General features: G+C 42.2%; 19 protein-coding genes and 1 pseudogene. 4 read left to right on the top strand and 16 right to left on the bottom strand.

What is annotated here, in order from left to right:
* Positions 1–1,822 precede the first annotated feature (1,822 nt).
* Positions 1,823–4,081 (bottom strand): hydratase, encoded by a 2,259-nt coding sequence (locus DWX61_RS00465; protein WP_118623228.1) that lies wholly within the window; start codon positions 4,079–4,081, stop codon positions 1,823–1,825.
* A 227-nt stretch (positions 4,082–4,308) separates the two neighbouring features.
* On the opposite strand from DWX61_RS00465, the gene DWX61_RS00460 reads away from it, so the two are divergent.
* On the top strand, positions 4,309–4,575 hold the full coding sequence (locus DWX61_RS00460; RefSeq protein WP_015526267.1) for a hypothetical protein: 267 nt from the start codon (positions 4,309–4,311) through the stop codon (positions 4,573–4,575).
* 56 nt (positions 4,576–4,631) lie between these two features.
* Here the strand turns inward: DWX61_RS00460 and DWX61_RS00455 are convergent, their stop codons facing one another.
* On the bottom strand, positions 4,632–5,495 hold the full coding sequence (locus DWX61_RS00455) for a MurR/RpiR family transcriptional regulator (RefSeq protein WP_118512689.1): 864 nt from the start codon (positions 5,493–5,495) through the stop codon (positions 4,632–4,634).
* Between the two features lie 273 nt (positions 5,496–5,768).
* Between DWX61_RS00455 and DWX61_RS00450 the strand changes: the two genes are divergently transcribed.
* Positions 5,769–7,037, top strand: a complete 1,269-nt coding sequence (locus DWX61_RS00450) for a Glu/Leu/Phe/Val family dehydrogenase (RefSeq protein WP_118512690.1) — start codon at positions 5,769–5,771, stop codon at positions 7,035–7,037.
* 294 nt (positions 7,038–7,331) lie between these two features.
* Here the strand turns inward: DWX61_RS00450 and DWX61_RS00445 are convergent, their stop codons facing one another.
* The 5 genes from DWX61_RS00445 to DWX61_RS00425 form a co-directional block, all read right to left on the bottom strand.
* Positions 7,332–7,931 (bottom strand): hypothetical protein, encoded by a 600-nt coding sequence (locus DWX61_RS00445; RefSeq protein ID WP_118512691.1) that lies wholly within the window; start codon positions 7,929–7,931, stop codon positions 7,332–7,334.
* 149 nt (positions 7,932–8,080) lie between these two features.
* Complete coding sequence (locus DWX61_RS00440; protein WP_118512692.1) at positions 8,081–9,469, bottom strand: UDP-N-acetylmuramoyl-tripeptide--D-alanyl-D-alanine ligase; 1,389 nt, start codon at positions 9,467–9,469, stop codon at positions 8,081–8,083.
* Between the two features lie 64 nt (positions 9,470–9,533).
* Positions 9,534–10,649 (bottom strand): D-alanine--D-alanine ligase family protein, encoded by a 1,116-nt coding sequence (locus DWX61_RS00435; protein ID WP_330673190.1) that lies wholly within the window; start codon positions 10,647–10,649, stop codon positions 9,534–9,536.
* Complete coding sequence (locus DWX61_RS00430; RefSeq protein ID WP_118623226.1) at positions 10,642–12,042, bottom strand: L,D-transpeptidase family protein; 1,401 nt, start codon at positions 12,040–12,042, stop codon at positions 10,642–10,644. Before DWX61_RS00430 ends, DWX61_RS00435 begins: the two co-directional genes overlap by 8 nt.
* Before the next feature lie 72 nt (positions 12,043–12,114).
* A complete protein-coding gene (locus DWX61_RS00425) occupies positions 12,115–13,398 on the bottom strand; it encodes an aspartate aminotransferase type Ic (protein ID WP_118512694.1) in 1,284 nt (427 codons plus the stop codon).
* A 393-nt stretch (positions 13,399–13,791) separates the two neighbouring features.
* Between DWX61_RS00425 and DWX61_RS00420 the strand changes: the two genes are divergently transcribed.
* Both DWX61_RS00420 and DWX61_RS00415 read left to right on the top strand, forming a co-directional pair.
* Positions 13,792–14,655 (top strand): class I SAM-dependent methyltransferase, encoded by an 864-nt coding sequence (locus DWX61_RS00420; RefSeq protein WP_118623628.1) that lies wholly within the window; start codon positions 13,792–13,794, stop codon positions 14,653–14,655.
* Between the two features lie 61 nt (positions 14,656–14,716).
* The gene (locus DWX61_RS00415) at positions 14,717–14,905 is read left to right on the top strand and encodes a hypothetical protein (protein WP_118623224.1); all 189 of its coding nucleotides are present in this window, start codon (positions 14,717–14,719) and stop codon (positions 14,903–14,905) included.
* A 197-nt stretch (positions 14,906–15,102) separates the two neighbouring features.
* Here DWX61_RS00415 and DWX61_RS00410 read toward each other — a convergent pair whose 3' ends face one another.
* The 9 genes and pseudogenes from DWX61_RS00410 to DWX61_RS00370 form a co-directional block, all read right to left on the bottom strand.
* Positions 15,103–16,029, bottom strand: a complete 927-nt coding sequence (locus tag DWX61_RS00410; protein ID WP_118623222.1) for a site-specific integrase — start codon at positions 16,027–16,029, stop codon at positions 15,103–15,105.
* 52 nt (positions 16,030–16,081) lie between these two features.
* Positions 16,082–19,066 carry a type I restriction endonuclease subunit R, EcoR124 family gene (locus DWX61_RS00405; RefSeq protein ID WP_270426797.1) on the bottom strand — a complete coding sequence of 995 codons (2,985 nt, stop codon included), beginning with the start codon at positions 19,064–19,066 and terminating at the stop codon, positions 16,082–16,084.
* Between the two features lie 69 nt (positions 19,067–19,135).
* A pseudogene (locus tag DWX61_RS19120) lies at positions 19,136–19,600 on the bottom strand (restriction endonuclease subunit S domain-containing protein); the annotation flags it as partial.
* Positions 19,601–19,695: 95 nt separating this feature from the next.
* Positions 19,696–19,875, bottom strand: a complete 180-nt coding sequence (locus tag DWX61_RS00400; protein ID WP_286188048.1) for a hypothetical protein — start codon at positions 19,873–19,875, stop codon at positions 19,696–19,698.
* Positions 19,876–19,918: 43 nt separating this feature from the next.
* Positions 19,919–20,431, bottom strand: coding sequence for a DUF3990 domain-containing protein (locus tag DWX61_RS00395; RefSeq protein ID WP_118623216.1), 513 nt, complete (start codon positions 20,429–20,431; stop codon positions 19,919–19,921).
* On the bottom strand, positions 20,428–20,646 hold the full coding sequence (locus DWX61_RS00390) for a DUF3791 domain-containing protein (protein ID WP_118623214.1): 219 nt from the start codon (positions 20,644–20,646) through the stop codon (positions 20,428–20,430). The genes DWX61_RS00395 and DWX61_RS00390 overlap by 4 nt, the downstream gene beginning before the upstream one ends.
* A gap of 208 nt (positions 20,647–20,854) precedes the next feature.
* A complete protein-coding gene (locus DWX61_RS19490) occupies positions 20,855–21,136 on the bottom strand; it encodes a hypothetical protein (RefSeq protein WP_330673189.1) in 282 nt (93 codons plus the stop codon).
* Between the two features lie 356 nt (positions 21,137–21,492).
* The gene (locus tag DWX61_RS00375) at positions 21,493–22,680 is read right to left on the bottom strand and encodes a restriction endonuclease subunit S (RefSeq protein WP_118623212.1); all 1,188 of its coding nucleotides are present in this window, start codon (positions 22,678–22,680) and stop codon (positions 21,493–21,495) included.
* Position 22,681: 1 nt separating this feature from the next.
* Positions 22,682–24,289, bottom strand: a complete 1,608-nt coding sequence (locus DWX61_RS00370) for a type I restriction-modification system subunit M (protein ID WP_118623210.1) — start codon at positions 24,287–24,289, stop codon at positions 22,682–22,684.
* Between the last annotated feature and the right edge of the window lie 109 nt (positions 24,290–24,398).

Genomic DNA, 24,398 nt, shown 5'->3' with positions numbered 1-24,398 from the left:
TTTGATTTCCTGTTTATCTGAAGAATTTCGGTGGTTATACTTTTTCCTGTTCACTAAACAATTCTGGACTTAACTTCTTAAATTCAAAACCATTTGTTATCTCTGTACTTTGTGATCTGCTGATTCAAATCGACCTATTGGGATTTTCTCCTCTGCAGTTCTTTAAAGTATCCTGGAAAAAAGTTCCTGCCCGATTCTTCTGTTTTTAATATCCTCTCAGATATTCTTCTGATGCAAAGCTTCAATCCATATCCTAATGGTTCTGATATGCATTTCAAAGTATCGTTCTCATCTTCACGTTTGTTCTTGGAATCTCTTCTTTCCAACGAACCGGTGAGTTGAGGGTTTTACTCTTTCGGGAAATATTTCTTTACATATTTCCTGAAATCTTTGTATCAGGTGTGTGACAGTTGTTCAATATGAGTTACCGATTCTATATTACCTGAAATACTGATTTCCTTTTGTTTCTGATTTCTTAAAATATAAGTAAGATTTAAGAGGATCTTATTTATATTTCATAAAAGAAACTTCTGTTTTCTTAAGGTGTATCATATGTGATCTGTATCAGGTCTTTCTTGCAGGAAATCCGGTTCCTGTCACTCTCATATTGATGATGGTGTTTGTTTATGTTCCCACTGGAATCACCTTTTCCTTTCTTCATCCTTCATGTGCATCTATGCTATGAATTGAATGATTTTCTTTTTTGTTTTTCTCTTGTTGTTTTTGATGGTCTTATAATAACATCGTTGCGGGTATTTGTCAATACATTTTTGTGTTTTTATGCTATTATTTTTATTTATTTGTTTTGTTAGGTGTTTATATTTTATAATTTGTTTGTGTTTTTTATTATTTTCTGTTAATTTATGCTATTGTGAAGTTGTGAAGAACGGGATGGTATGTTGCGAACGGACGGCCGTGAAGGACGGGCGGGGCGGGTGAGGCTTCGGAGATCTAGTGCTTCTAAGGCTGCGGGGATTCTGCTAAAACCGCTGAAAAAATCCCAGAACTCGCTAACGCTCAAACAGCTGGGATTTTTCCAGCAACGCAGCCTCCCCGCGGCCTAAGAAGTACTACGACTCCTGCAGAGTCACCCGCCCCGCCCGTCCTTCCCGCCCTGACTTTCGAACATGGAAAGTTAGTTAGAAAAGTTTCTGTGTGACTGTATTGGCCCTGCAAACATTGCAATGTTTGTACTTTACAATGTTTGTACTTTGCAATGTTTGCAGGGGATTGAGATAAACTTTATTCGAAAGAACGAAGAAGAAAAATTGAATAACGAAGAGTGTTGAGACGGTCATCATTTATTGAGCTTTTCTTGATATTTTTACCGGGGCTGGGGTTTGTCTCTGGGAATGTCAGCGTGAGGTGTCCTGTGGGGAGCAGGGGCTTCGGAGTGAGCCTTTGGTCATACTTGGCGTCTGGGGTGACCTGTGGAAAGGTATTCTGCGGATACAGGCCGCAGAATAAGGCCCATCTGTCTGAGCCGGGTACGCATCAGCGTACATGGCGAGTTATGGGCCGGCCTTTTCACAGGTTGCCTCAGACGCTTAGTATGACCAGGCGAAACGACAGCCTCTGCTCCCCACAGGACATCTCACGCGTCCGCATCATCCAAATCCCATAAAAATAAGTATCCACAACCCTAAAAACTTCCCACAACCACACCTCTAAAAGTAAAAAAGCAGACCGGCAACCTTGATCAAAACGGTCACCAGTCTGCAAAACAACACGGAAATTCTTAAATTACTATATTCCGCTCTGCAGCATATTCATGAACACAGCTCCAACGCCTTCACGCTCTGCATATGTTCAATCCCTGCATCTATTTACGATTATAATTGATCAGACAACCCTTAAGGATGATCTCTCTCTCATCATCTGTCAGCTCACCCAGAGTTACATCGAACTCCTTCAAAGAATCACCTTCAACAGTATATCCCTTGATCACGTCTGCTTTTTCCTCAACCGCCTTGCGGATTCCCGGGAAGAACAGATAATCACCGTTCTTGAACGGAAGATCTCCGGACGGGATCAGGAATGGAAGCATACCCCAGTTGATCAGATTGGAACGATACCTCTTGGTTGCATACTCATTGGCAATGTTTGCCCAGCCGCCAAGTACCTTCTGGCAGGATGCAGCCTGCTCTCTGGCAGAGCCATCGCCAGGTTTCACTGCAAAGATGGTGCTTCCTACGCCAAGGTTTGTCTTATCAACATCCGGATAGGATTTATGGATGGTTTCCATAACCGGTTTCAGTTCCGGAACAGCCTCTGCCGGGCAGTTACCTGCCTGAATCGCCTTCTGTGCTGCCTGGATCTCTTTTGCACGGCCAACATAAGCCGGATCCTTTCTGGACAGTGTGAACTCTGCAAGTCCAAGCGGATTGGAACGGTAGGAGGATGTCTCACCGGACGGGATCAGCTCGTCAGTGGTAGTAACCGGATCGTGGATCTCGGAAACAACCTTCAGGATCAGGTTGTCTGCAAGTGCAGCCATCTCCGGCCAGTCTTTGATATTCGGTCCAAACTGGATCTCTACGCTTGGATCTGCCACGCCCTTGCTGTCAAATACACGGTTCTCGTAGATAGACTTATCGAAGTAGTATTTATGCTCGGAATAGCTTCCGTCAAACTCCTCTGCTGAGGTAAGGAATCCCTTGTTTGCTGCTGTAGCTGCAATGGAACGTGCATCCATAAGTGCAACCGAAGAGATCTGACCGTTCTGGATCTTGGAGCCTTCACGGTTCGGGAAGTTTCTGGTTGTATGACGGATACTGAATGCATTGTTTGCAGGTGTATCTCCGGCGCCGAAGCACGGTCCGCAGAATGCAGTTTTCACAACTGCGCCTGTTCCGATCAGTTCTGCAAGAACACCATTCTTAGCCAGTTCCATGTAGATTGGAGTACTTGCCGGGTATACACTTAAGGTGAAGGCATCATGGCCGATATTTTTGCCCTTGAGGATATCTGCTGCTGCGCAGATATTCTCGAATCCGCCGCCTGCACATCCGGCAATGATTCCCTGCTCAACATAAAGCTTGCCATCAACTACCTTATCTCTCAATGTGAACGGAATCTTTCCGTCAAGGCTTACCTGTGCTCTCTTCTCCACATCTGCAAGGATATCGTCAAGGTTTTCCTTCAGCTCATCGATGGTGTAGGTGTTACTCGGGTGGAACGGCATTGCGATCATTGGTTTGATCTCACTGAGGTCGATCTCTACACAGCCGTCATAGTATGCAACGTTGCCCGGTTTCAGTTCTTTGTAATCCTCCGGTCTTCCGTGGATCGCATAGAATTCCTCGATCTTCGCATCTGTCTGCCAGATGGAGGAAAGACATGTGGTTTCTGTTGTCATAACATCAACACCGATACGGAAATCTGCGCTTAAGCTGGCAACTCCTGGTCCAACGAACTCCATAACCTTATTCTTCACATAGCCGTTGGCAAAAACCTCGCCGATGATGGCAAGCGCAACATCCTGCGGTCCTACACCCGGACGTGGAGCACCTTTCAGATAAATAGCAACTACGCCTGGCATATTAATATCGTATGTCTGGCAGAGAAGCTGTTTTACAAGCTCCGGTCCGCCCTCTCCCATAGCCATGGTTCCAAGTGCTCCGTATCTTGTATGACTGTCGGAGCCGAGGATCATCTTTCCGCCGCCTGCAAGCATTTCTCTTGCAAACTGATGGATAACTGCCTGATGAGGCGGTACATAAACTCCGCCGTACTTTTTGGCACAGGTGAGACCAAACATGTGGTCATCTTCATTGATGGTTCCGCCTACTGCACAGAGGGAGTTATGGCAGTTGGTCAGTACATATGGTACCGGGAACTTCTCAAGTCCTGAAGCTCTTGCAGTCTGGATGATTCCCACAAATGTGATATCATGGGAAGTCAGTTTATCGAATTTGATCTGAAGTTTCTCCATGTTATCGGATTTATTATGAGCCTTGAGAATAGAATATGCGATGGTATTCTTAGCAGCCTCTTCTTTCGCTACAGGCAGATCAGCCTGGTTCTCAGGAATGATTTCCTGTCCGTTCTGAAGATAAACGCCGGTATCGTAAAGTTTCATTTCGGTTCCTCCAATCTGTAATGATTCTTTTTTTCATAATTTCGTTTATTATAGAGGATTTTTACACATTAGTCAATAAAAGTGAGCATACCTGGTGCATTGTTTTGCGTACAAGCGTTGCTGCCCTGTGCTTTACTTTCCCTGCAAAATCCGCTATACTGAAGACCATATCGGACGGATATTTATATTCTGCCGGCTGTGGCAGTTTCAATACGGAGGTACTGTTTATGTTTCGTTTATGGGGAAAAATATGGAAAGACAATCGCATGCTTCAGGACACCGTTGTCTGTGATGACAGCGATGATACCAGAACCCACAAGATTTTTCACGGACTTGAGGAAATCTGCTATCAAATGGATCTGGGAAATCCTATCTGGCTGGATGCCACAGTGCGGGATTTCAAAAAGCATGATAAGGCTCGTTTTTATCAGGATAATTTCATTGAACATATTGAATTCGACTATCTGGAGATCCAGGTAATCGAGGAAGACTGAGTAACATGTAAAAGGACGCAGGAAAGCCACGAATGCTTATCCTGCGTTCTCTTTTTTTAAAAATTCCCAATCTGGGAGGTATATTCATCAATGCGCTCCAGCAGCTCCTGATTGGAGTAGTTTGTTTCTCTGCATATATAAGCGCAGAGCATTTCTGCGGCAAACATTCCTGCTACATAGGAATTATAGAATTCACTGCTGTCGCCTCTGGCCGTCAGTACCACGTCCGCAAACTTGGCTGTTTCACAGGTAGGCTTGTCTGTCAAAAGGATAATGGATGCCCCCTGCTTATGTACCATCTCAGCAGTGAGATACATCAGCCTGGAATACCTGGAGTAGGTGATAAAAACAGCAGCATCACCTTTTTTCAGATCACTGGCAAAATCAAACATGTTCTGTCCATGACTTCCGTAATTATATACATGAGGAAGTGTCTGTCTGAGGATCGTATTCAGAAATTCTCCCACACAGGTTGATCCTCTTGAGGAAAAAATATATTTCACATCGCTGTTGATGAGGATACTGGTGGCTTTACGGTACTGTTCTTCGGTATTGCCGGCGATGGTACTCTGGATATTGCTGAGAGTATAGGCGCATACCGTATCCTGAACCGTTGCCTTGTGCTCCTTTTTCTTGATCGCCTCGATACGTTCCGCAGGAATGAGGATTCCGGCATCCACATCCCTGGACTGTTCCGCATAGCTCTCCCTCAGAAAATTCTGAAAGTCCGGATACCCGGTAAAGCCCAGTGTCTTGGTAAGCCGGATCACGGAGGAATAGCTCACATTCAGCACCCCGGCCAGCTCTGTTGACGTCATAAAACAGCATTTCTGCAGATTTTCAAGAACATAGTCTGCAACTTCTTTTTCCTTTGGTGTCAGCTGTGCTGAAATGATCAGCTTCTGTAACTGATTTTCCATGAAATATCCTCCTGGTCTTACTGATTTTATACTTGATACATCTGTCGTAAAGCAGTAAATCGAATGTTCACATTCTATTCTGTTATACACTGTTTTTATTTTAACATATGGTTATGTAAAAACGCCCAAAAGAATATAAATATTTTTGTATATATTTTAATGAATAAAATTATTTACTATTCAAATTCATTATGATATACTCTGTTCATCAGATGAATAATATTATTCTTAATACAAAAATTAAAAATATTTATTTTCAAAGGAGTGGTAACAATGGCAGATAAAAAGTATAATCCATACGACAATATGCTCTCTGTCCTGAAGCAGTCTGCAGAGGCACTTGGTCTCAGTTATGAAGATTACGCAACACTTTGCTACCCGGAACGTGAGCTTAAGGTTTCTATCCCGATCCGTATGGATGACGGTTCTATTAAAGTATTCGAGGGATACCGTGTTCAGCATTCCAGCGCACGTGGACCGTGCAAGGGCGGCATCCGTTACCATCAGAATTCCGACATGGACGAGGTAAAGGCACTTGCAGCATGGATGTCTTTTAAATGTGCTGTTGTAAATATTCCTTACGGCGGCGCCAAGGGTGGTATTAAGGTTGACCCCTCCAAGCTTTCCAGAGCTGAGCTGATCCGTCTGACTCGTCGTTATACAACCCGTATCCTTCCGATCATCGGACCGGATAAGGATATCCCAGCTCCGGATGTTAATACAAATGGTGAGGTCATGGCATGGATCATGGATACCTACAGCATGTTCACAGGCCATACTGTTCCGGGTGTTGTTACCGGTAAACCGATCGAGATCGGCGGTTCTGTCGGCCGTGTAGAAGCTACCGGACGCGGAGTTACCATCATCGCTTATCAGTGCATGGAAAAGAATCATGTTGATCCTGCACACGCCGCTATCGCTGTTCAGGGTATGGGAAATGTAGGCGGAACTGCCGCTGAGATTTTTTATAAGAATGGTCAGAAGGTGGTTGCTGTCAGTGATTACACCGGTGGTCTTTACTGCGAGGACGGACTTGATATTCCTGCGATCCGCAAATTTATTTCCGAAGGAAATACTCTTGATAAATACGAGGCAGAGGGCGTTTCCCACGTTACAAATGACGGCCTTATCACCTGCAAATGTGATGTTCTGATCCCAGCTGCCCTTGAGAATCAGATCACAGAAGATAACGCCGGACGCATCCAGACAAAACTGATCATCGAGGCTGCCAACGGACCGACTTCTGTTGAAGCTGACGAGATCCTGAATTCCAGAGGAATCATCGTATGCCCGGATATCCTTTCCAATGCAGGCGGTGTTGTTGTTTCCTACTTCGAGTGGGTACAGAACATCCAGAACCTTACATGGGATCTTGATGAAGTTAACAAGATGCTTCAGAAGATCATGCTTACTGCCTTTAATGAAGTTTATGCTCTCAGCCAGGAGAAAAATGTAACGCTCCGTATGGCAGCTTACATGGTTGCGATCAAGAGGATCACCACAGCCGGCAAGCTCCGTGGCGGCCCGATCTCCATGGGTTGAGGCGGTATAGCTGATAAATTCCTTATCTTACACAACTGCATACATAAAAGAACTCTCCGGCGGATACAAAGAATCGTATCTGCCGGAGAGTTTTTTTGTAAGTATATATTTCGTCAAGCGGATATCCTCAAGCCCTCCGCTGCTTATTGCTTATTACTTTTCGCAATTGAGGCAGGGGACTTACCTGATTCGGTTAATCTGCAGCATTTCTGGAAATCACTGCATCCGCTCTCCTTATTCAGGAATATCCTTATGCGCATGTCAGTATTTTCTCAGATATAACAGGTTCTGTTCTTACTCTGCATTCATAAATTCCCGTATGATCTCCCGCATGATCTCTTCCTCCTCCGGAGAAAGCATCTTGCTGAAGTGGCTTCCGGTAGCAGCCGTCTGACGGATACTTCTGGTGATCTTATCTACGATCTCTTCCTGCAAAACAGGATCCGGTTTTTCTGCGACCGGTACTTCCTCTACCCAGGTACGGACCTGTTCCACATAATCTGCAAGAGAAGCCATCACAAGCTCTTCCTTATAAGAAAAGTCCAATGCCTGACGAAGAAGAAGCAGTACTACCGGCACTGCTGCCCCTATATAGAGATAAAGCATAGGCAATCCTTCCCTGTATCCCAGTCTGCTGTTGAGAAAAACAGACAGTCCCAGAAGAAATGTACAAAACAGTGACGGATACCACACAAATCGGTTCATCCGATGCCAGAGCCTGTCCCTTGACTTCCACAGGTTCAGCCATTTTTCTTTCAGATTCTGTAATCGCTGCGTATTTCGGATCATTCTTCGGTAGGTAAGGTTTGTTGCCAGCATCCCCAGACCGCCGATACATCCCATGGATGTCATGACGTAAAGCGGGATGTTCAGCTTCATGATCATCTCCAGCATAAGCCCTCCCTTTTTCACTGCCGCACAGTGCCTGAGCGTACTTTCGTTCTATAGCTGCACTGCTCATCGCCTTAGGAATATTATACTTCTATATAACTTAACTGGAAAGAATTTTCGTTCGTCAAATGCTGCCCCTGTTTTCGGTCTTTTTACATTTCCTGCAGTGCTTTGACTACATTTTCAAATTTCATGAAGTGAGAAGCCTTTACGAGGATGGTATCTCCAGGTTTCACATATGTGTTCAGGTTCTTAAGAAGGCTTTCCAGATCTTTTTCCCGGATGACTGTCAGGTCCGGATTGGTCTGAGATGCTTTTTCCGCGATATGGGCTGCAAGTGGTCCTACGCAGATACATGCATCGATCCTGCACTGACCTGCATGAACGCCTACACCTTCATGAAGTGCAGCTTCATCAGTTCCAAGCTCACCCATATCGCCAAGGATGGCAACCTTTCTTCCAAGTCCGTCCTGAAGAACATCCAGGGAAGCCTTCATGGACATGGGGTTTGCGTTGTAGCAGTCATCTACGATCATGAATTTATCGGTCTCGATCATATTGAATCTTCCGCTGACCGGTTCCAGGCTTTCGATGCCATTTTTGATCTGCTCTGCATTCAGTCCGTAAAGTCTGCCCACAGCTGCTGCTGCCAGCGCATTGGATACCATATGACGTCCCGGCATTGGAATATCTACATGAAATGTCTGGAGTTCTCCGTTCTCTGCCATTTTTCCCTTCAGACAGATGTCACAGCTCATTCCCTTCAGGCCACGGCTTTCCACATTTTCACAGGTAACAGAAGCATTTTCTCCGTTTCCGAAAAATACCGGCTGCATACCGTTGTATTCCTTTACTGTGGAGAGCTTATCATCATCACCGTTAAGTACGATATTTTTCTTCACATACTGAAAAATCTCTGTTTTTGCCTTCAGGACGCCGTCTCTGTCCCCAAGGTTTTCCAGATGACAGGTTCCGATGTTTGTGATCACGCAGGTGTCCGGTTTTGCGATCTTTGCAAGACGGGTCATCTCACCGAAATCACTGATTCCCATTTCCAGAACTGCGATCTCATCTTCATCACGAAGGCGGAATACTGTCAGTGGAAGTCCCAGCTCATTGTTGAAATTCCCCTGAGTTTTCAGTGTACGGTATTTTTCCTTCAGCACAGAGGCAATCACCTCTTTTGTGCTGGTCTTTCCAACGCTTCCTGTGATTCCCACAACAGGAATATCAAGCTGCTCCAGATAAAACTCCGCAATGTCTTTTACTGCCTGAAGGGAGGAGCCTACCTGGATATACGGATGATCCGCTCCTTCAAGAGTTCTCTCGGATAAGGTTGCAAGTGCACCTGCTTCCATTACCTGCGGGATAAAACGGTGAGCATCTACACGCTCTCCTACTACCGGTACAAAAAGACCTCCTTTTTCCACCTTACGGCTGTCAGTTGTGATCGCAGTCACTTCCTCCTGAAGTTTTTCCTGCGGGCCGTGGTAAATACCATTGCAGACTTTTGTGATATTTTCCAATGTAAGATTTTTCATGAATAAAATCCTTTCTTTTGCCAGAAACTCCTCCTGACAACAGGAGGAGTTACGGTCAGATATTTTATTTTCTGTATTTCTTAAAAGAAATGCGAATCAGTTCTTCACAGAGATCCGGATAGTCGATTCCCAGGACCCTTGCTTCCTGCGGGATCAGACTGGTGGGTGTCATTCCCGGAAGTGTGTTTGCCTCCAGGCAGTACATATCACCGTTTTCTTTCATCATGAAGTCAAAACGTGCATAGCCTTCAATGCAGAGAGCCTTTGCGCCAGCTTCCGCATAATGCTGCATTTTCTCAGTCAGTTCCGGTGAGATCTCAGCCGGACAGGTTTCTACTGTGGAGCCTGCCTGATATTTGTTTTTGTAATCATAAAAGCCCTGCTTCGGTGCGATCTCGATGATCGGATAAGCCTTTCCGTCTACAACTGCAACGGAAAACTCACGGCCTCTGATATACTCTTCAACAACTACCTCATCTTCATAAGAATAAGCACCATCAATGGCATCCTCATATTCTTTCTGATTGTTTACAATATAAACACCTACGCTTGAACCACCGCAGCATGTTTTTACAACAACAGGAAATTCCATACCAAGATCATGGATGTTTCTTGTACAGTTTTCTTTCAGCATGGAAACGCCCTTCGGTGTCGGTACCTGATCCATGAGAAAGATCTTCTTAGTGAGACCCTTATCCATAGCAAGGGCACTGCTTAAATATCCGGTTCCTGTGTAACGGATTCCCAGAAGATCGAAGGTTGCCTGAACCTTTCCATCCTCTCCGTTGGAACCGTGAAGTCCCATAAATACAATGTCTGCTGCCTGACACAATTCCAGTACATTCGGTCCGAAAAAGCTTCTTCTTGTGCGTTTGATCTCTTCGATATCATCATCGAAGCTTCTCATATACTCTGCCGCAGAATCTACCTCATAATCTTTATCTCCAAAGGGCTCATCCCAGTCCACCGGCTCCAGTCCGCAGAAAATATCTACAAGAATGGCATTATGGCCTTTTTTACGAAGTGCCTTGCAGACACCTGTTCCTGTTACGATGGAAATCTCTCTTTCTGTACTGGTTCCGCCTGCCAATACAACGATATTCATACTTTCATCTCCCTTGATGATCTTGTGTTTTCTTTCTTCGTATTCTTTTAATATTTCTTTTAATCTCTTATTCATAAACTACGATCGGTACTCCTACACTAATATTATTATAAATGATTGCCGCCTTATCCTTCGGGGTGTTTACACAGCCATGAGAACCATTTGTGATATAGATCTGCCCACCATACTGTGAACGCCAGCTTGCGTCATGGATTCCGACTCCTCCGGAAAACGGCATCCAGTATGTAACCGGTGATGCATATCCAGGTCCCTTCAAAACTGCCGGTGAACGCATGGCATCCAGTGCAAAGCATCCGGTTGGTGTGGAATGGCCCTTTCGGACACAGCCGGTAACTACCGGTGTATCTACCAGAAGCTGTCCGTCTTTATAGAATACCATTCTCTGGTTGGTCAGGTCAATCTCTACATATGTATTTCCGATATCATTGGTATCTCTGCAAAGTCCACTGTAAGCATAAGCCGGCTGTCTCACTTCTGTGGTTCCTGCAAGAATGGCATTATAAAGCCATTCAGTCTCTGCGGTCTGATCGATAGCCCATCCATAATCACCGCCCTTGATGGTTTTCTGGCGGCCATCGTAGGTGGTAAATGTCCTCGTGCAGCCAAAGGTATCATATTTGTATCCCAGGCTGTTCACATAAGCTGCAACCTGGTCTTTGTTTACTATATAATCTCCGTTTGCGTCCCTGACCAGCCAGTCTTTGATGGTATTTCGGTCAAGCTGTTCAGACCGGTCCGAAAAATCATAGGTGATCACGCAGCTGGTAAGCTTGTTCATCTGATCACAGTCTTTTTTCAGAGCTTCATCGTCTTTATATATCGATGGTTTTTTGTAGCAGTTTTTCTTTTCCAGACTGACTGCTTTGTCTCCTGCGGAAACAGCTGCACGGATCACCTTCTGAACCTTTTTTGTATCCAGGGTCGTTCCTTCTTTTTCCGGCTGGATCTCGTAGGTTTCGCCATTATCCTTAATGCATGCGTCTTCAGGCTTTTCCATATTGTCCTTCTGCATGCATTTCAGGTTCTTCACAGCCTCTGTCAGCTTGTTCTGATCTTCATAAGCAGTATCCGCTGCCAGTGTATATTTTTTCTTCTGATTAAAAGCAAGGAACCATTTGTACCGGTCCTGTTTCCTGATCAGCTTTTTGGCTCCGCCATCCGGCTTGTAGACCAGGCTGGCTTCTTTTGCGGTAATGCTCTCTTTTCCGTTGTTTCTTGTCTCAACGGTAAGGACATATGCCTGCACTTCCTTTGCAAGAAGTTTTTCTGTTTCATCCGCAGTTTTATAAGAGCAGTTAAAACCATTAACCTGAGATCCCGGCAGAAAATGATCTGTAAAATAGTGTACACCATATCCATAAGCCCCTGCTGTAAGGATCAGCAGGATCATGATCAGTGCAATGACCAACTTTTTGCCTGTTTTCATTTTTTCTTTTTCCTCATCCATGAGCTCTCTCCAATAGTTATGACTGCCCGGTATTACGCATGCTGAAATACCGGGCAGTCTGATGTGATCGATTTATTTCTCCAGAAGTTTTTCCACACTTACAAGCTTCACACAGAGAACAAATACCTCTGCTGCCTTGCCAAGTTCCTCAACGCTTGGGTAGCTTGGCGCAATACGGATATTGCTGTCTTTCGGGTCCTTTTCATATGGATAGGTTGCGCCGGCTCCAGTCATAACAACGCCTGCTTCTTTTGCTTTGGCAACGATGGCTTTCGCACAGCCTTCCATAGAATCAAAGGAAATGAAATATCCGCCGTGAGGTTTGGTCCACTCACCGATTCCAAGTCCATTAAGTTCTTTATCCAGTGTTGCGAGAACAAGCTCGAATTTCGGACGAAGGATGTCTGCGTGTTTCTTCATATGCTCATGCAGTCCGTTGATATCTTTGAAGAAACGAACGTGACGAAGCTGGTTCAGTTTGTCGTGTCCGATGGTCTGTACAGTCATGTATTTGCGGAAGTCATCCAGGTTCGCTTTGGATGCAGCAACTGCTGCGATACCGGAACCAGGGAAGCTTACCTTGGAGGTAGAAGTAAATTTATAAACAATGTCCGGATTTCCTGCTTTTGCACACTCATCAAGAATCTCAAGAAGAAAATCCTGATTGTCATCATAGAGATGATGGATGCTGTAAGCGTTATCCCAGTAAATACGGAAGTCCGGTGCGGCCGGCTTCAGATGCGCAAAACGCTTAACTGTTTCTTCGGAATAAGTGTAGCCCTGCGGATTGGAATATTTCGGAACACACCAGATTCCTTTTACTGCCGGATCTTCATTGACATACTTCTCAACCATGTCCATATCCGGGCCTTCCGGAGACATCGGAATGTTGATCATCTCAATGCCGAAAAATTCTGTGATACGGAAATGACGGTCGTATCCTGGTACAGGACAGAGGAATTTCACCTTGTCAAGCTTGCACCATGGTGTATTTCCCATTACTCCGTGGGAATAGGAACGTGCAATGGTATCGAACATTACGTTCAGACTGGAGTTACCATAGATGATGATGTTCTCAGGCTCTACCTCTGACATCTCACCGAGAAGTCTCTTGGCTTCCGGGATTCCGTCGATGACTCCATAGTTACGGCAGTCCACACCGGTCTCACATTTCAGATCTGCATCCCCTGCAAGTACTTCCATCATTTTCATGGAAAGATCAAGCTGATCCGGTGCAGGTTTACCACGGGACATATCCAGTGCCAGACCTTCAGCTTTGATCTCGTCGAACTTACGGTCGAGTTCTTTCTTTAAATCGAGTAGCTCTTCCCTGCTCATCTCACAATATTTTTTCATAAGTTTGCTTCTCCTCTTTTTGTGCACAGTTTCATATCTGCGGTTGCTGTGTTTCTTCTGTTAACGATTTCTGTCTGTCAGGAATTCTCTGCAAAATCTCTTCCGCAAAAAACAGCCACAGTTTCACGGAAGCGGGAAGCCTCTGCCCCGGCAGAAAATCTCTGCGTACATTTTAGTATGTAAAAGCGCTGTTGTCAAATCTTTCGTGGAAAATCCTGCACTTCTCTTGCACAGCATCCATTTTTCCTCTATACTGGAAAAAACATTATTATGGCGTTTTTATGGATTCACGTCCCGATCGGCCGGATCTGGTACAGTGATCTCCGGAAATGCTATATAAAAATGCTATATATATCTTATAAATTTACTATTATGAAAGAGGTATTGATCATCATGTGGATTGCAGATGGATGGAAAGAATATGAAGTTATTGATACATCAAAAGGAGAAAAGCTGGAGCGCTGGGGAGATTATCTTCTGGTTCGTCCGGACCCGCAGGTAATCTGGGATACTCCCCGCAAAAACCGTGGCTGGAAGCATATGAACGGACATTATCACAGAAGCAGCCGTGGCGGCGGTGAGTGGGAGTTCTTTGATCTGCCTCATCAGTGGGAGCTCCATTACAAGGACCTTACTTTCAATCTGAAGCCTTTCAGCTTCAAGCATACAGGACTTTTCCCGGAGCAGGCTGTGAACTGGGACTGGTTCAGTGAAAAGATCCGCAATGCAGGACGCCCGATCAAGGTGCTGAATCTTTTTGCCTATACCGGCGGCGCTACTCTGGCTGTAGCTGCAGCCGGTGCTTCCGTTACTCACGTGGACGCTTCAAAGGGTATGGTGAACTGGGCAAAAGAGAATGCTGCTGCTTCCGGACTTTCCGGTGCGCCGATCCGCTGGCTTGTGGATGACTGCGTGAAGTTCGTAGAGCGTGAGATCCGCAGAGGTAATCATTACGATGCGATCATTATGGACCCGCCTTCTTACGGCCGCGGACCTAAGGGCGAGATCTGGAAGATCGAGGATGCGATCCATCCGCTGATCAAGCTTTGTACGAAGATCCTCAGTGATGATCCGCTGTTTTTCCTGGTGAATTCCTATACTACGGGGCTTGCACCGGCTGTGCTGACTTATATGCTGGCTACCGAACTGAAGCCTTGGAAAGGTAATGTGGAATCTCAGGAAATCGGGCTTCCTGTGACGGAGAGTGGGCTGGTGCTTCCTTGCGGAGCTTCCGGACGGTGGAGTTCCTCCCGGTAAGATTTGTATTGAAACGCTTCTTTGATAGGTCTATAATATAAAAAAAAGGAGCGTGATCTTTATGAGTACGGAAACTACGAAGGATACTCTTCCTTTTACCTGCACGCCGGCTTATGACCGGAATGCCTGTAAGGGGTGTGTCTGTTCCACCTGCTATGAACAGGAATTTTGTGACCGATGCAGCTCCTGTGTAGAGCAGGGACATCGGAAGGAACGATGCAATGCTTATGAGGGAGCCTACAATTACTGATTGGCTACAATTTATAGCAGCTCCGGAATTAATGTGAAAAAAGGGCCTGTAAAAAAGTGTTATCTGATTCACTTTTTACAGGTTCTTTTTTCAATCAGCGTAAGTATTTCTTTTTGTCAGACGCATATCTGCAATCCTTATTTGCTATGTAACTCTATAACAGACAACATTTTCATGATTTTTATTAATATAATACTTTATAAACCGGACAGAGTTCGCATAACCAGGTCCACATCTTTATTTTCCAGTTCCTGAATAATGTGCAGATATGTTTTCTGTGTTGTTGTCATACTGGCATGCCCCAGTCTTCTGGCCACACTGGCAATGGATACCCCGGCAAACAACAGTAATGATGCATGGGTATGCCTGAGTCCATGAATCGATATTTCCGATATTCCACATTCTTTGCAATGTCTGGTCAGTGCATCATTTACTGTAGAATTATATATCTTTGTTTCGCCTACAAAAATCGGTTCGTCCTGGGGAAGTCCCTTTATCAATTCCGAAAACTTAACTACGATCTGCCAGTCAATCTGGATTTTTCTTACAGATGATTTATTTTTTGTTGGTAGAAATCCACCATCACCTTTATAATCCCAGGTTTTACTTACAGATAAAGTCTGTCGTGCAAAATCAAAATCTGCCGGTGTGATGGCAAGTGCCTCCGAAAAACGCATGCCAGTCTTTGCAACCAGAAGGATAAAGCAATCCCAATTTACCTGCTCCCCAATGTCCAGATGTGCGATCAGGGTATGAAGTTCAAATTGATTAAGATATTTTATCTTCTTTGCGCCTGGTGATTTTCCTTTGATAATCGCCTTTCTGGTTGGATCACGTTCAATGAGACCTTCGTCTACCGCATCCAGAACCGCACCTTTCAGCTGATGATGAAAATCCAGTGTTGTCTGTCTTTCATGTTCCCTGGCATAGTCATTAAGCAGTTTCTGGTACGTTGTCCGGGTAAGTTCCGACACCTGCAGATTCGGAGCAAGTTTTTTTACCCATTTCAACGTCATCAGATATTTTGCCATTGTCGCTTCTCTGATTGCACCTCTTTTGTATACTTCTATCCATTGATGATAATACTCGTAAAACAGCTGTTTTTTGTTTACATCATTCTGCATAGGTTATTCCTTTCCAGAAATCACTTACACTGATATAAGCAATTACAGTATATTATGCAATATTGATCAGCGGCTTTATTTCCTCATCCAGGATCTTACCTAATTCTTCTATACAGCGCCGATTATACTTAAATTTTGGCAAAGGTTTTTCCTGTGCTGCCTTATACTCTGCATAATTAATAGTATCTTTGATCACGCTTTCATTAGGTATCTTTCCATTTCTGTAATGCATGGCCGCATACATTACATCTTCTTTTGATGCATACCAGGTTGTACAAAAATCCGAAACCACTTTATCAATGCAATCATATTTCATTTTTTCCATTATATTAAGAATGGATTTTCCCCTGAATTTTCTGTCATCCATTTCAATTTCATAGATCAGATCTGTCATGATTTTTGCTACCTTAGAGTTTGTTTTCTGCAATTCACAGACATATTGCTTAACCTCATCTATACGCTTTTGACGTTCTTCCGGTGAACTATCTTCTGAATCTTCATCCGGTGTAACAATATTCTGGATCAGATTAATGATATATTCATAATCAATTTTGGTGTTACTGTACGCCATTAACTCATAATCCAAATCTGCTGGTTGCGTCTCATCATCCCCTGGCTGGTCTTTTCCATCTCCGTTTGCGATTCGGATTTCTTCCATTGCATTCTGATAATACCCGGCATAATCCTCGTATTCTTTCTGAGTAATACAATATTCCTCCAGCATACTATCCTCATATTTTGTAAAAGATTTCAGCTGTGCAAACAGTCGGTCAAAATTCTGGAATATTTTTACAAACACCTTCTTCTCTTTCAGTGACATATCCGCTATTTCATCCGGTGTTTCTGCTGAAATACGTAAAGCTGCCAGTGCCTTACGAAAGGCCGGTTCCACTTCTTCCCAATCTGCTACAAATGTTGAGCCTGTACTGCCGGCAGAATATAATTTTACGGCATCGTCCACACTTTTCCGGAATAATTTCGGTGCCTGAAAGGTTACGATCTGTCCATAGGTTTTATTTCTGTTAAAAATACGGTTTGTTCTGGAAAATGCCTGGATCAGATCATGGGGTCCCATGGGTTGTCTGTCAATAAAAATTGTGGACAGACACGGAGCATCAAATCCCGTCAGCAGTCGATCTACAACAATAACCAGATCCAGCTGTTCGTTTCGGCTTTTGAATTTTGCATCTTTGCGCGCAAGACGCTTATTCAGATTTCCGTTGTAGCTCTGGATCTGAGAAAGCTCATATTTTGTTCCAAACATCCTATTGTATTCATCTAATGATCTTTGCATCTTCTGCTGATTTACGTGGGAACCTTCTTCATTTTCTGTTACTGAATAGGTAATGGCAAATTTCGGAAAATCCGGAAGCACCTGTCGGATTCTCTCATCGATCTTCAGCGACGTTTCTCCCTTTTTTACTCTTAAAAGAAGATCATAATACTTCTGTGCCAACTGAATGGAACTTGTTGTAAGAAGTCCCTCATAGGTTTCTCCTTTTCCGTTCTGAAATCCCAGCTTATAATAAGATTTATTCAAAATAACATCCAGCACTTTCAACATATGAGCTTCATTATCATATGCACTGGTATCGGTTTCATCTGTAATCTGTTTCGGTCCATTATGCTCCACCTGAAAGCCCAGTACAGCATTATCATGAATCGCATTCTGTATTGTGTATTTGTGAAGACATTCCCCATACAGATCCTTCGTTGTACGTGGCAGATCTCCCAGCTGTGGATATGGATTTTCCGGAAATCTTGGCGTGCCGGTAAATCCATACCATAAAGATCTTCCAAAAAAATGTTCCAGTTCTCTTTTGGTTTTTGGTGTGACAGCCCTGTGACATTCATCCACTACAAAAGCGATTTTAAGATTTTTAATTTTTCTGTATTCTGGTGTATCTTCTATAATTCGCTTACTGATCAGTATCTGCAGCTTCTGTATCGTTGTTACAATTACCTGCCGGTCGCCGGACTTCAGTTTATTTTTCAGATCTGTTACATTGCTGGTTTCATCAACATCAATGGAATCATTGTTGGCATAAGCCTGAAATGCCATGGTTGTCTGTGTGTCCAAATCTCTTCGGTCAATGAGAAAGATTGCTTTATCAATAGAAGGAATATCCATAAGAAGATTCCTTGTTGCTTTGTATGAAGTCAACGTTTTTCCGGAGCCGGTTGTATGCCATACATAGCCGGATTTTGTAGTTTTGGATGCTTCCCGTATGGATTCAATCGCATGAATCTGATATGGTCGAAGAAGAATCAGTCGTTTCGCATCTTTATCCAAAACAGTATATCTTGCGATCATCTCATGAGCTTCCGGAATACGAAGTACACTTTTTGCAAAATCAAGATAATCCGATACCGGCTTATTTTCCCTATCTACCCATCCGCTCATAAACTTCTCGTTCAGCTCTGTATCACTGGCTGCTGCAAAATATCTGGTGTCTACTCCATTACTTACCACAAACATCTGTACTGCTGAAAAAATACCGGTGAACTTGCCTTCTCCGATATATTTTTTTATCTGACGAAATGCCTCCATATAGGAATGCTGCTTGTTTTTCAGCTCAATATGTATCATGGGAAGACCGTTGATAAGCAAAGTCACATCAAATCTTCTGTCACGCTCCGAAATGCCTGCATCTTCATCACTTTTCAACGCTTCATACTGATTGATGACCTCATAAACACTGCTACCTCCCGCAATATGCTCATGATTCATAACTACCAGATGCAAACGCTCGGTATCTCTCTGCACATGAACCTGAACTTTACCATTTTCACCGACAAGCCACTCACCAGCCTTATAAAAAGAAGAAAACTGCAGCTGATTTTTTACCTGTTCAAATTCTGTATCAGACAACGGTTCTCCGTTTAATCGATCCTTATTGTTCTGTTCCAGGATATATTTGAAATTTTCCCACAGATCCTCCTCTGTTTTCAGATCCTTACGGTATGTCCACTGAGAATCTCCATAAACAAGTTGTTCGATCAGTTTTTCTTCTAATATTCTCTCTAATTCAGACATTTGCGTTGTCTCCTTTGTGATTTTGGTGTATTTTCGTAGTATTCGGGTGAATGGTAGCTTGCGCTGGTGAAGAGTGATGAGGTGATCGAGCTGTATAAAGTAATCAGCTATTTTCGTCTGTTCAAAAACAGATGGAATATAAAATTGAATCGTTGACAATGCTGGATATTTTAAATTCCAGGTATCTGACGTAAGCCCTTGGGACCATCTTTGAAAGATTTGTAAAGTAGATTCTTTCTTAAATAGTTCCATAAAAAATTTACTATTCGCTTCTTCAGTTGGTACTAATACAGTGTATGCAGGGCTTACTATTCCGTCATATTCTGAATTTCCTACAGCCCCTTGCCACATACGCATAGAATTATACGGCAAATCCCCTTTTCGCACAATTTTGTAATTACTTTTATCGTCTGATGCCGTATTACGCTTGTCGGAATCTGCCTGCTTAATGACACCATTTCCGATTGTTACAGATAGTAACTCTTCACTACCATTTGCACGTTCAGACCTTTCTTTTAGAACTTCTCCCAACTTACGCTGTTCCCAAGCATTAGATTATAAAAACAACAATACCAGGCACTTACACTGACAATCAGTAAACTTCCGCATTCACAACTTATTTGATGCGATTAAATTTCTGCCTGAATAATATGTCCAAAATTCATTTCATCTTTAAATAAATCGTATACATATTCCGGGCTTTCCAAATACAATCCCGTTTCTTTATCTACAAGCTTTTCAAAAACTTCCGAATTATAAAATTTGTTCATCGCTTCATCATATTCTATATTCTGATCGGTACTGATCATATCAACAATATCCTGTATGGAATATTCCAGCAATTGATCCTTTTTACACATCTTTGCTCATCACCTTTCGCAAAAGTTTCACGCTGTTTTCAGTATGAAAGGAATATTGTGAAGAAGTTTTCTTATAAATCATTCCCTTTAATAATGTTTCAAAATCTATAACTTCATTTTCGTACTGTCGAAACAGCAAAGCCATATTGTCATCTGCGACAGGGCCTATGACAATATCATATTTATTGTCTTTGTTACACAAAGTATCTTTCGTATCTGTAAATGCCCTGCTTCTATTATTCATTACAAATTTTGCCCATTCTTCTGTCGTCTGTATCCCGAAATCTTTAATTTTAAGATTATATAAATCTCTGAAATTATCATCAATCTCATAGACATTTATAATCGGCATTTTTCCATAAATCCTTGCTACTCTTGCTGCCATCTTTTGAGCCTGTTCTTCAATATCTGTCAGATAGAATCCCTGTCCAAAATCCTTGTATGGTCTGCACATTGCCAGATTTATATTATCAATCACTATATTACTCCCATGATATAATCTCATAATGTACCCCCGTTATTTTTGCACAGAATTCCCAGATCCTCTAATATTGTTTCAAAATCCAGTGTATGCTCAACATCATAATTTTCTTTAATAAAAGCTATTCCTTTATAACGAAAAAGATATTGAAATGCCTCTTTAATGCTCAGATCATACTTATTGGCAAATTCATTTACACATGCAACAGTAAAACCTATTTTTCTTTTCTGTTCACTCATTAAAATCACCTCATTATTCTGAACTCATAAAACAATTTTCTTAATCCAATAATTTTCCTGCCTCATAAGAACATCTAATATAGTCTGGATTACTGTAATATACACTGGAATTATAATCAGATATCTCATCGCTGATAAAAGAACTGTAAACCATTTTTATCGCTTCAACAATGTCCTGATATAAAGAATCTACCTCTGATATCAATGTCTAATATACACGTCCTATTGCTGTAACGGTCGGTACTTCATATCTGCATTTTGAAATATTATCATAATTCCCATTCGGTATCCCATAATCTTCAATCCATTCATCAGCTACCTGCTCGAAGGAAAGACAATGATTAATACCTGCAACTTTCAGCTGATGTGCCAGGGCTTTATCAGGCATTCGAACTACAACATCTTTACTTTTATTATGCGTTTTTCTGGAAACATATTCAATCATTGTGCACACATAAAATAAATCATCTTTATTCCATTGTATCGTCATTGACAGCTTCACCCCTCTCGTATTCAAGACATTCCCAAACCCGAATACTATGATTCAAGAAATCATTTACAAAATTCTAAATTTTATCATCTGTCATTGGACCTTCTACAGTATCAAATTCTTGCATTTTTCCATCAAAAATCTTTTGTATATCTGTTTTTTCTGATTTCAGGAAATTCAACGATCTGACGTTCTACTTTACCATGCTCCATTTTGCACCCTCCATACCTTACAGTTCATACATCATTATCCATCACTTGCTTTCATCTTAAGCCATATTTTTTTATTTCATTAAGCATTTTCAATAGTATTTTTTTCACCTTTTAGAATTCTTATGAAAGCCTTATTTATTTTTCCTAAATAAACATATTTTGTAACATAAATTTCTTTAATTTCTTTATTTCTTCGCACTTATGCTGGTGAAGAGTGATGAGGTGGTCGATGTGGCTCAAATAAGAAGCTATTTTTTTCTGCTCAGCTACCGAAGGCAATGAAATCGGTAGTATTTTAATTAGTTCAGCATTATAGCTTTGCTGTTTCGTTCCCTGAGTATAATTAAGCCCGTACTCTTCTCCGACTTTTCTATACCATTGAAATAAAAAATCCGAAGTAAGCAAATCTTTCTTTGGAAACAATGCCATACATGACTGATTGAGTGTTGTATCAAACCCAAGTAATGCGCAGTTTCCACGGGTTCCAGCCGCTTCAAGACCTGTAATAGCCATTATGAAAGTACCCTTAGGAACTATCCGTAAATTGGCTGATTTTTGACCGTCTTCTGTTATCATTTCTATGCTGTCGTATACTGTTCCACGATTTAATTCTCCGCTTGACAGCCATTTTATATTTCCGTTCCAATATTCACTTTTATTTCTCGATGGAGTTTGTCCATTATACATATCATCAAGGACATCCCCCAACTTACGCTGTTCCCACTCGTCAGTAAATCCTTTGAATCTGATTTCCGGAACTTTACTGCCATTTTGTGGAAACATTTTTTGAAGCATATATTTTTTTAGTTTTTTTGTTTCGTCGCACTTGCGCTGGTGAAGAGTGATGAGGTTATCAAGACTTCTAAAATAATCTCCAATTTTCTTTTGCTCTTCAAATCCAGGGCATAAAATAGGGATTTTTTTACATGTCTCCTTATTAAGTTTTGGCATTGCCATTCCTGTATTATATTGCGTATAGTCTTTTCGTTCTAATGAATTGCAAATAAAATTATTTTCATTTCCCTGCTTTGTTCGAAGAACATGCGCATGGTTATTTACCCAGTATTTTCCGCTTGCTAGAAAGCATACCGGATAATTTCTGTCAATAATATTGGCACCATCTTCACTTAACAATATCAACTCTTCGTCGAATAAATATCCATCCACATAATCAACAATACCAGAGGCTCCATAATATGGATACGGGCCAGAAATGCGTTTTGCACCTTCTAAAGGTTTTCTCATTGTATCAAGAAATTCAACTACATCATCTAACTTACGCTGTTCCCACTCATCATCAAATCCTCTAAATCTAATCGTTGGTTTTGCCATACTATCTGCCCTCCATTTTTTCGATCAGATTGTTTAATGAAGACATTATTTTTTCATCTGGAGATGTCAGTTCCTTTAAAAGAGACATGAACTCTGTCTGTGTCTGCTGCAGTTCTTCATCTGTTTTCTTCATTTTAGATAACAGTTCATTCAGATCTATTTCTTCCTCTTTTTCAAAATTATCTACATAGCGGGGAATGTTCAGGTTAAAATCATTTTTCTCTATGTCATCGAAGCTTGCAAGGAAAGATTCTTTTTCTATTGTTTCACGTTTGCTGTACAGCTCCATAACCTCAGTAATATGCTGATCTGTCATCTCATTCTGTTTCTTTCCTTTGTTGAATTTCTTAGAAGCATCAATAAATAAAACATCCCTCTCCAATAAATCTCTTTGTTTTTTCAGCACGATAATGCAGGTTGGAATGGACGTATTGTAAAACAGGTTTGCCGGAAGTCCGATGACTGCGTAGATATTTCCGGAACGAAGAAGTTTTTCCCTGATTTTTCCTTCTGCTGCCCCACGGAACAGTACGCCATGTGGTAATACGATTGCCATAGTTCCATTACCCTTCAGATGATACAGGCCATGGAGAAGGAATGCATAATCTGCTTTTGATTTCGGTGCCAGTACTCCATAATCACTGAATCTTTCGTCCTGCAAAAATCCGGCTGCTGCACTCCATTTGGCCGAATAAGGAGGATTCATAAGTACCATATTAAAATCTGTTTCTTCTCCTGTTGGCCAGTCTTCATCCAGGGTATCTCCATTGCGGAGGTTCTGATTTTCCGGTGAGATTCCATGAAGAAACATATTCATTCTGGCGAGATTATAGGTAGATGTATTCAGCTCCTGGCCGTAATATTTAATATATTCCGGTTTCTCCGCATATTTTTTTGCATTCAGAAGAAGGGAACCGGATCCCATACAGGGATCATAAACAGACAGACCTCTTTTATCCTCCTGCCCTGCAATAGCAATTTGAGTCAGTATCTTGGATACTGCCTGGGGAGTATAGAATTCTCCTGCTTTCTTTCCTGTCTCTGACGCAAACTGTCCGATCAGGTATTCATAAGCATTTCCAAGAATCTCCGCATCTGTGTTCAACAAGTCTGCTTTATCAATTTCTCTGATCAGACTGGCAATCGTGTCACTCTGTTTCTGATCGCCCGCTCCCAGGCGGTTGGAATACAGATCAATATCCGCAAACAGATCCGCAAATATAGGATCACTCTGTTCAATATTGTTAAATGCCTTTTGTAACTGCTCACGGTTAAATACATTATTTCTGGCTGCATCTGCAAAACAGGTGTACGTAAGTTCCGGCTCAATGATATAATGGCATTCATCCTTCATTTCCTTTATCAGCTCATCGGCATCTTCACCTTGCAATTCTTCCACATAAACGTCTAACGCCTCTTTTAATGATTCCGGTTTATCATCACAGATCATGTCATATACCTTGATCAAAAAAGAATCTGACAAATATTTATAAAAAACAATACCAAGCAAATAATTTTTATATTCATTGGCATCCATTTTGGAACGAAGTATATCCGCCCCACTCCACAATACACTGATCAGATCCTTACTGTTTTCCTGCTCCGCCATGTTATTTATCCTCCAGTTTTCGTAGTCCTCTTATAAAACAAGTATAACATACCTGGGTAAATTATGGCATATATTTCTATTCATTGCCATTCTTGAAAAAAAGAGAAGG

Source organism: Ruminococcus sp. AF20-12LB (assembly GCF_003478985.1).
In the GTDB taxonomy this organism is placed as follows: Bacteria; Bacillota; Clostridia; order Lachnospirales; family Lachnospiraceae; genus Blautia_A.
This window is presented reverse-complemented; position numbering and strand designations above follow the sequence as displayed.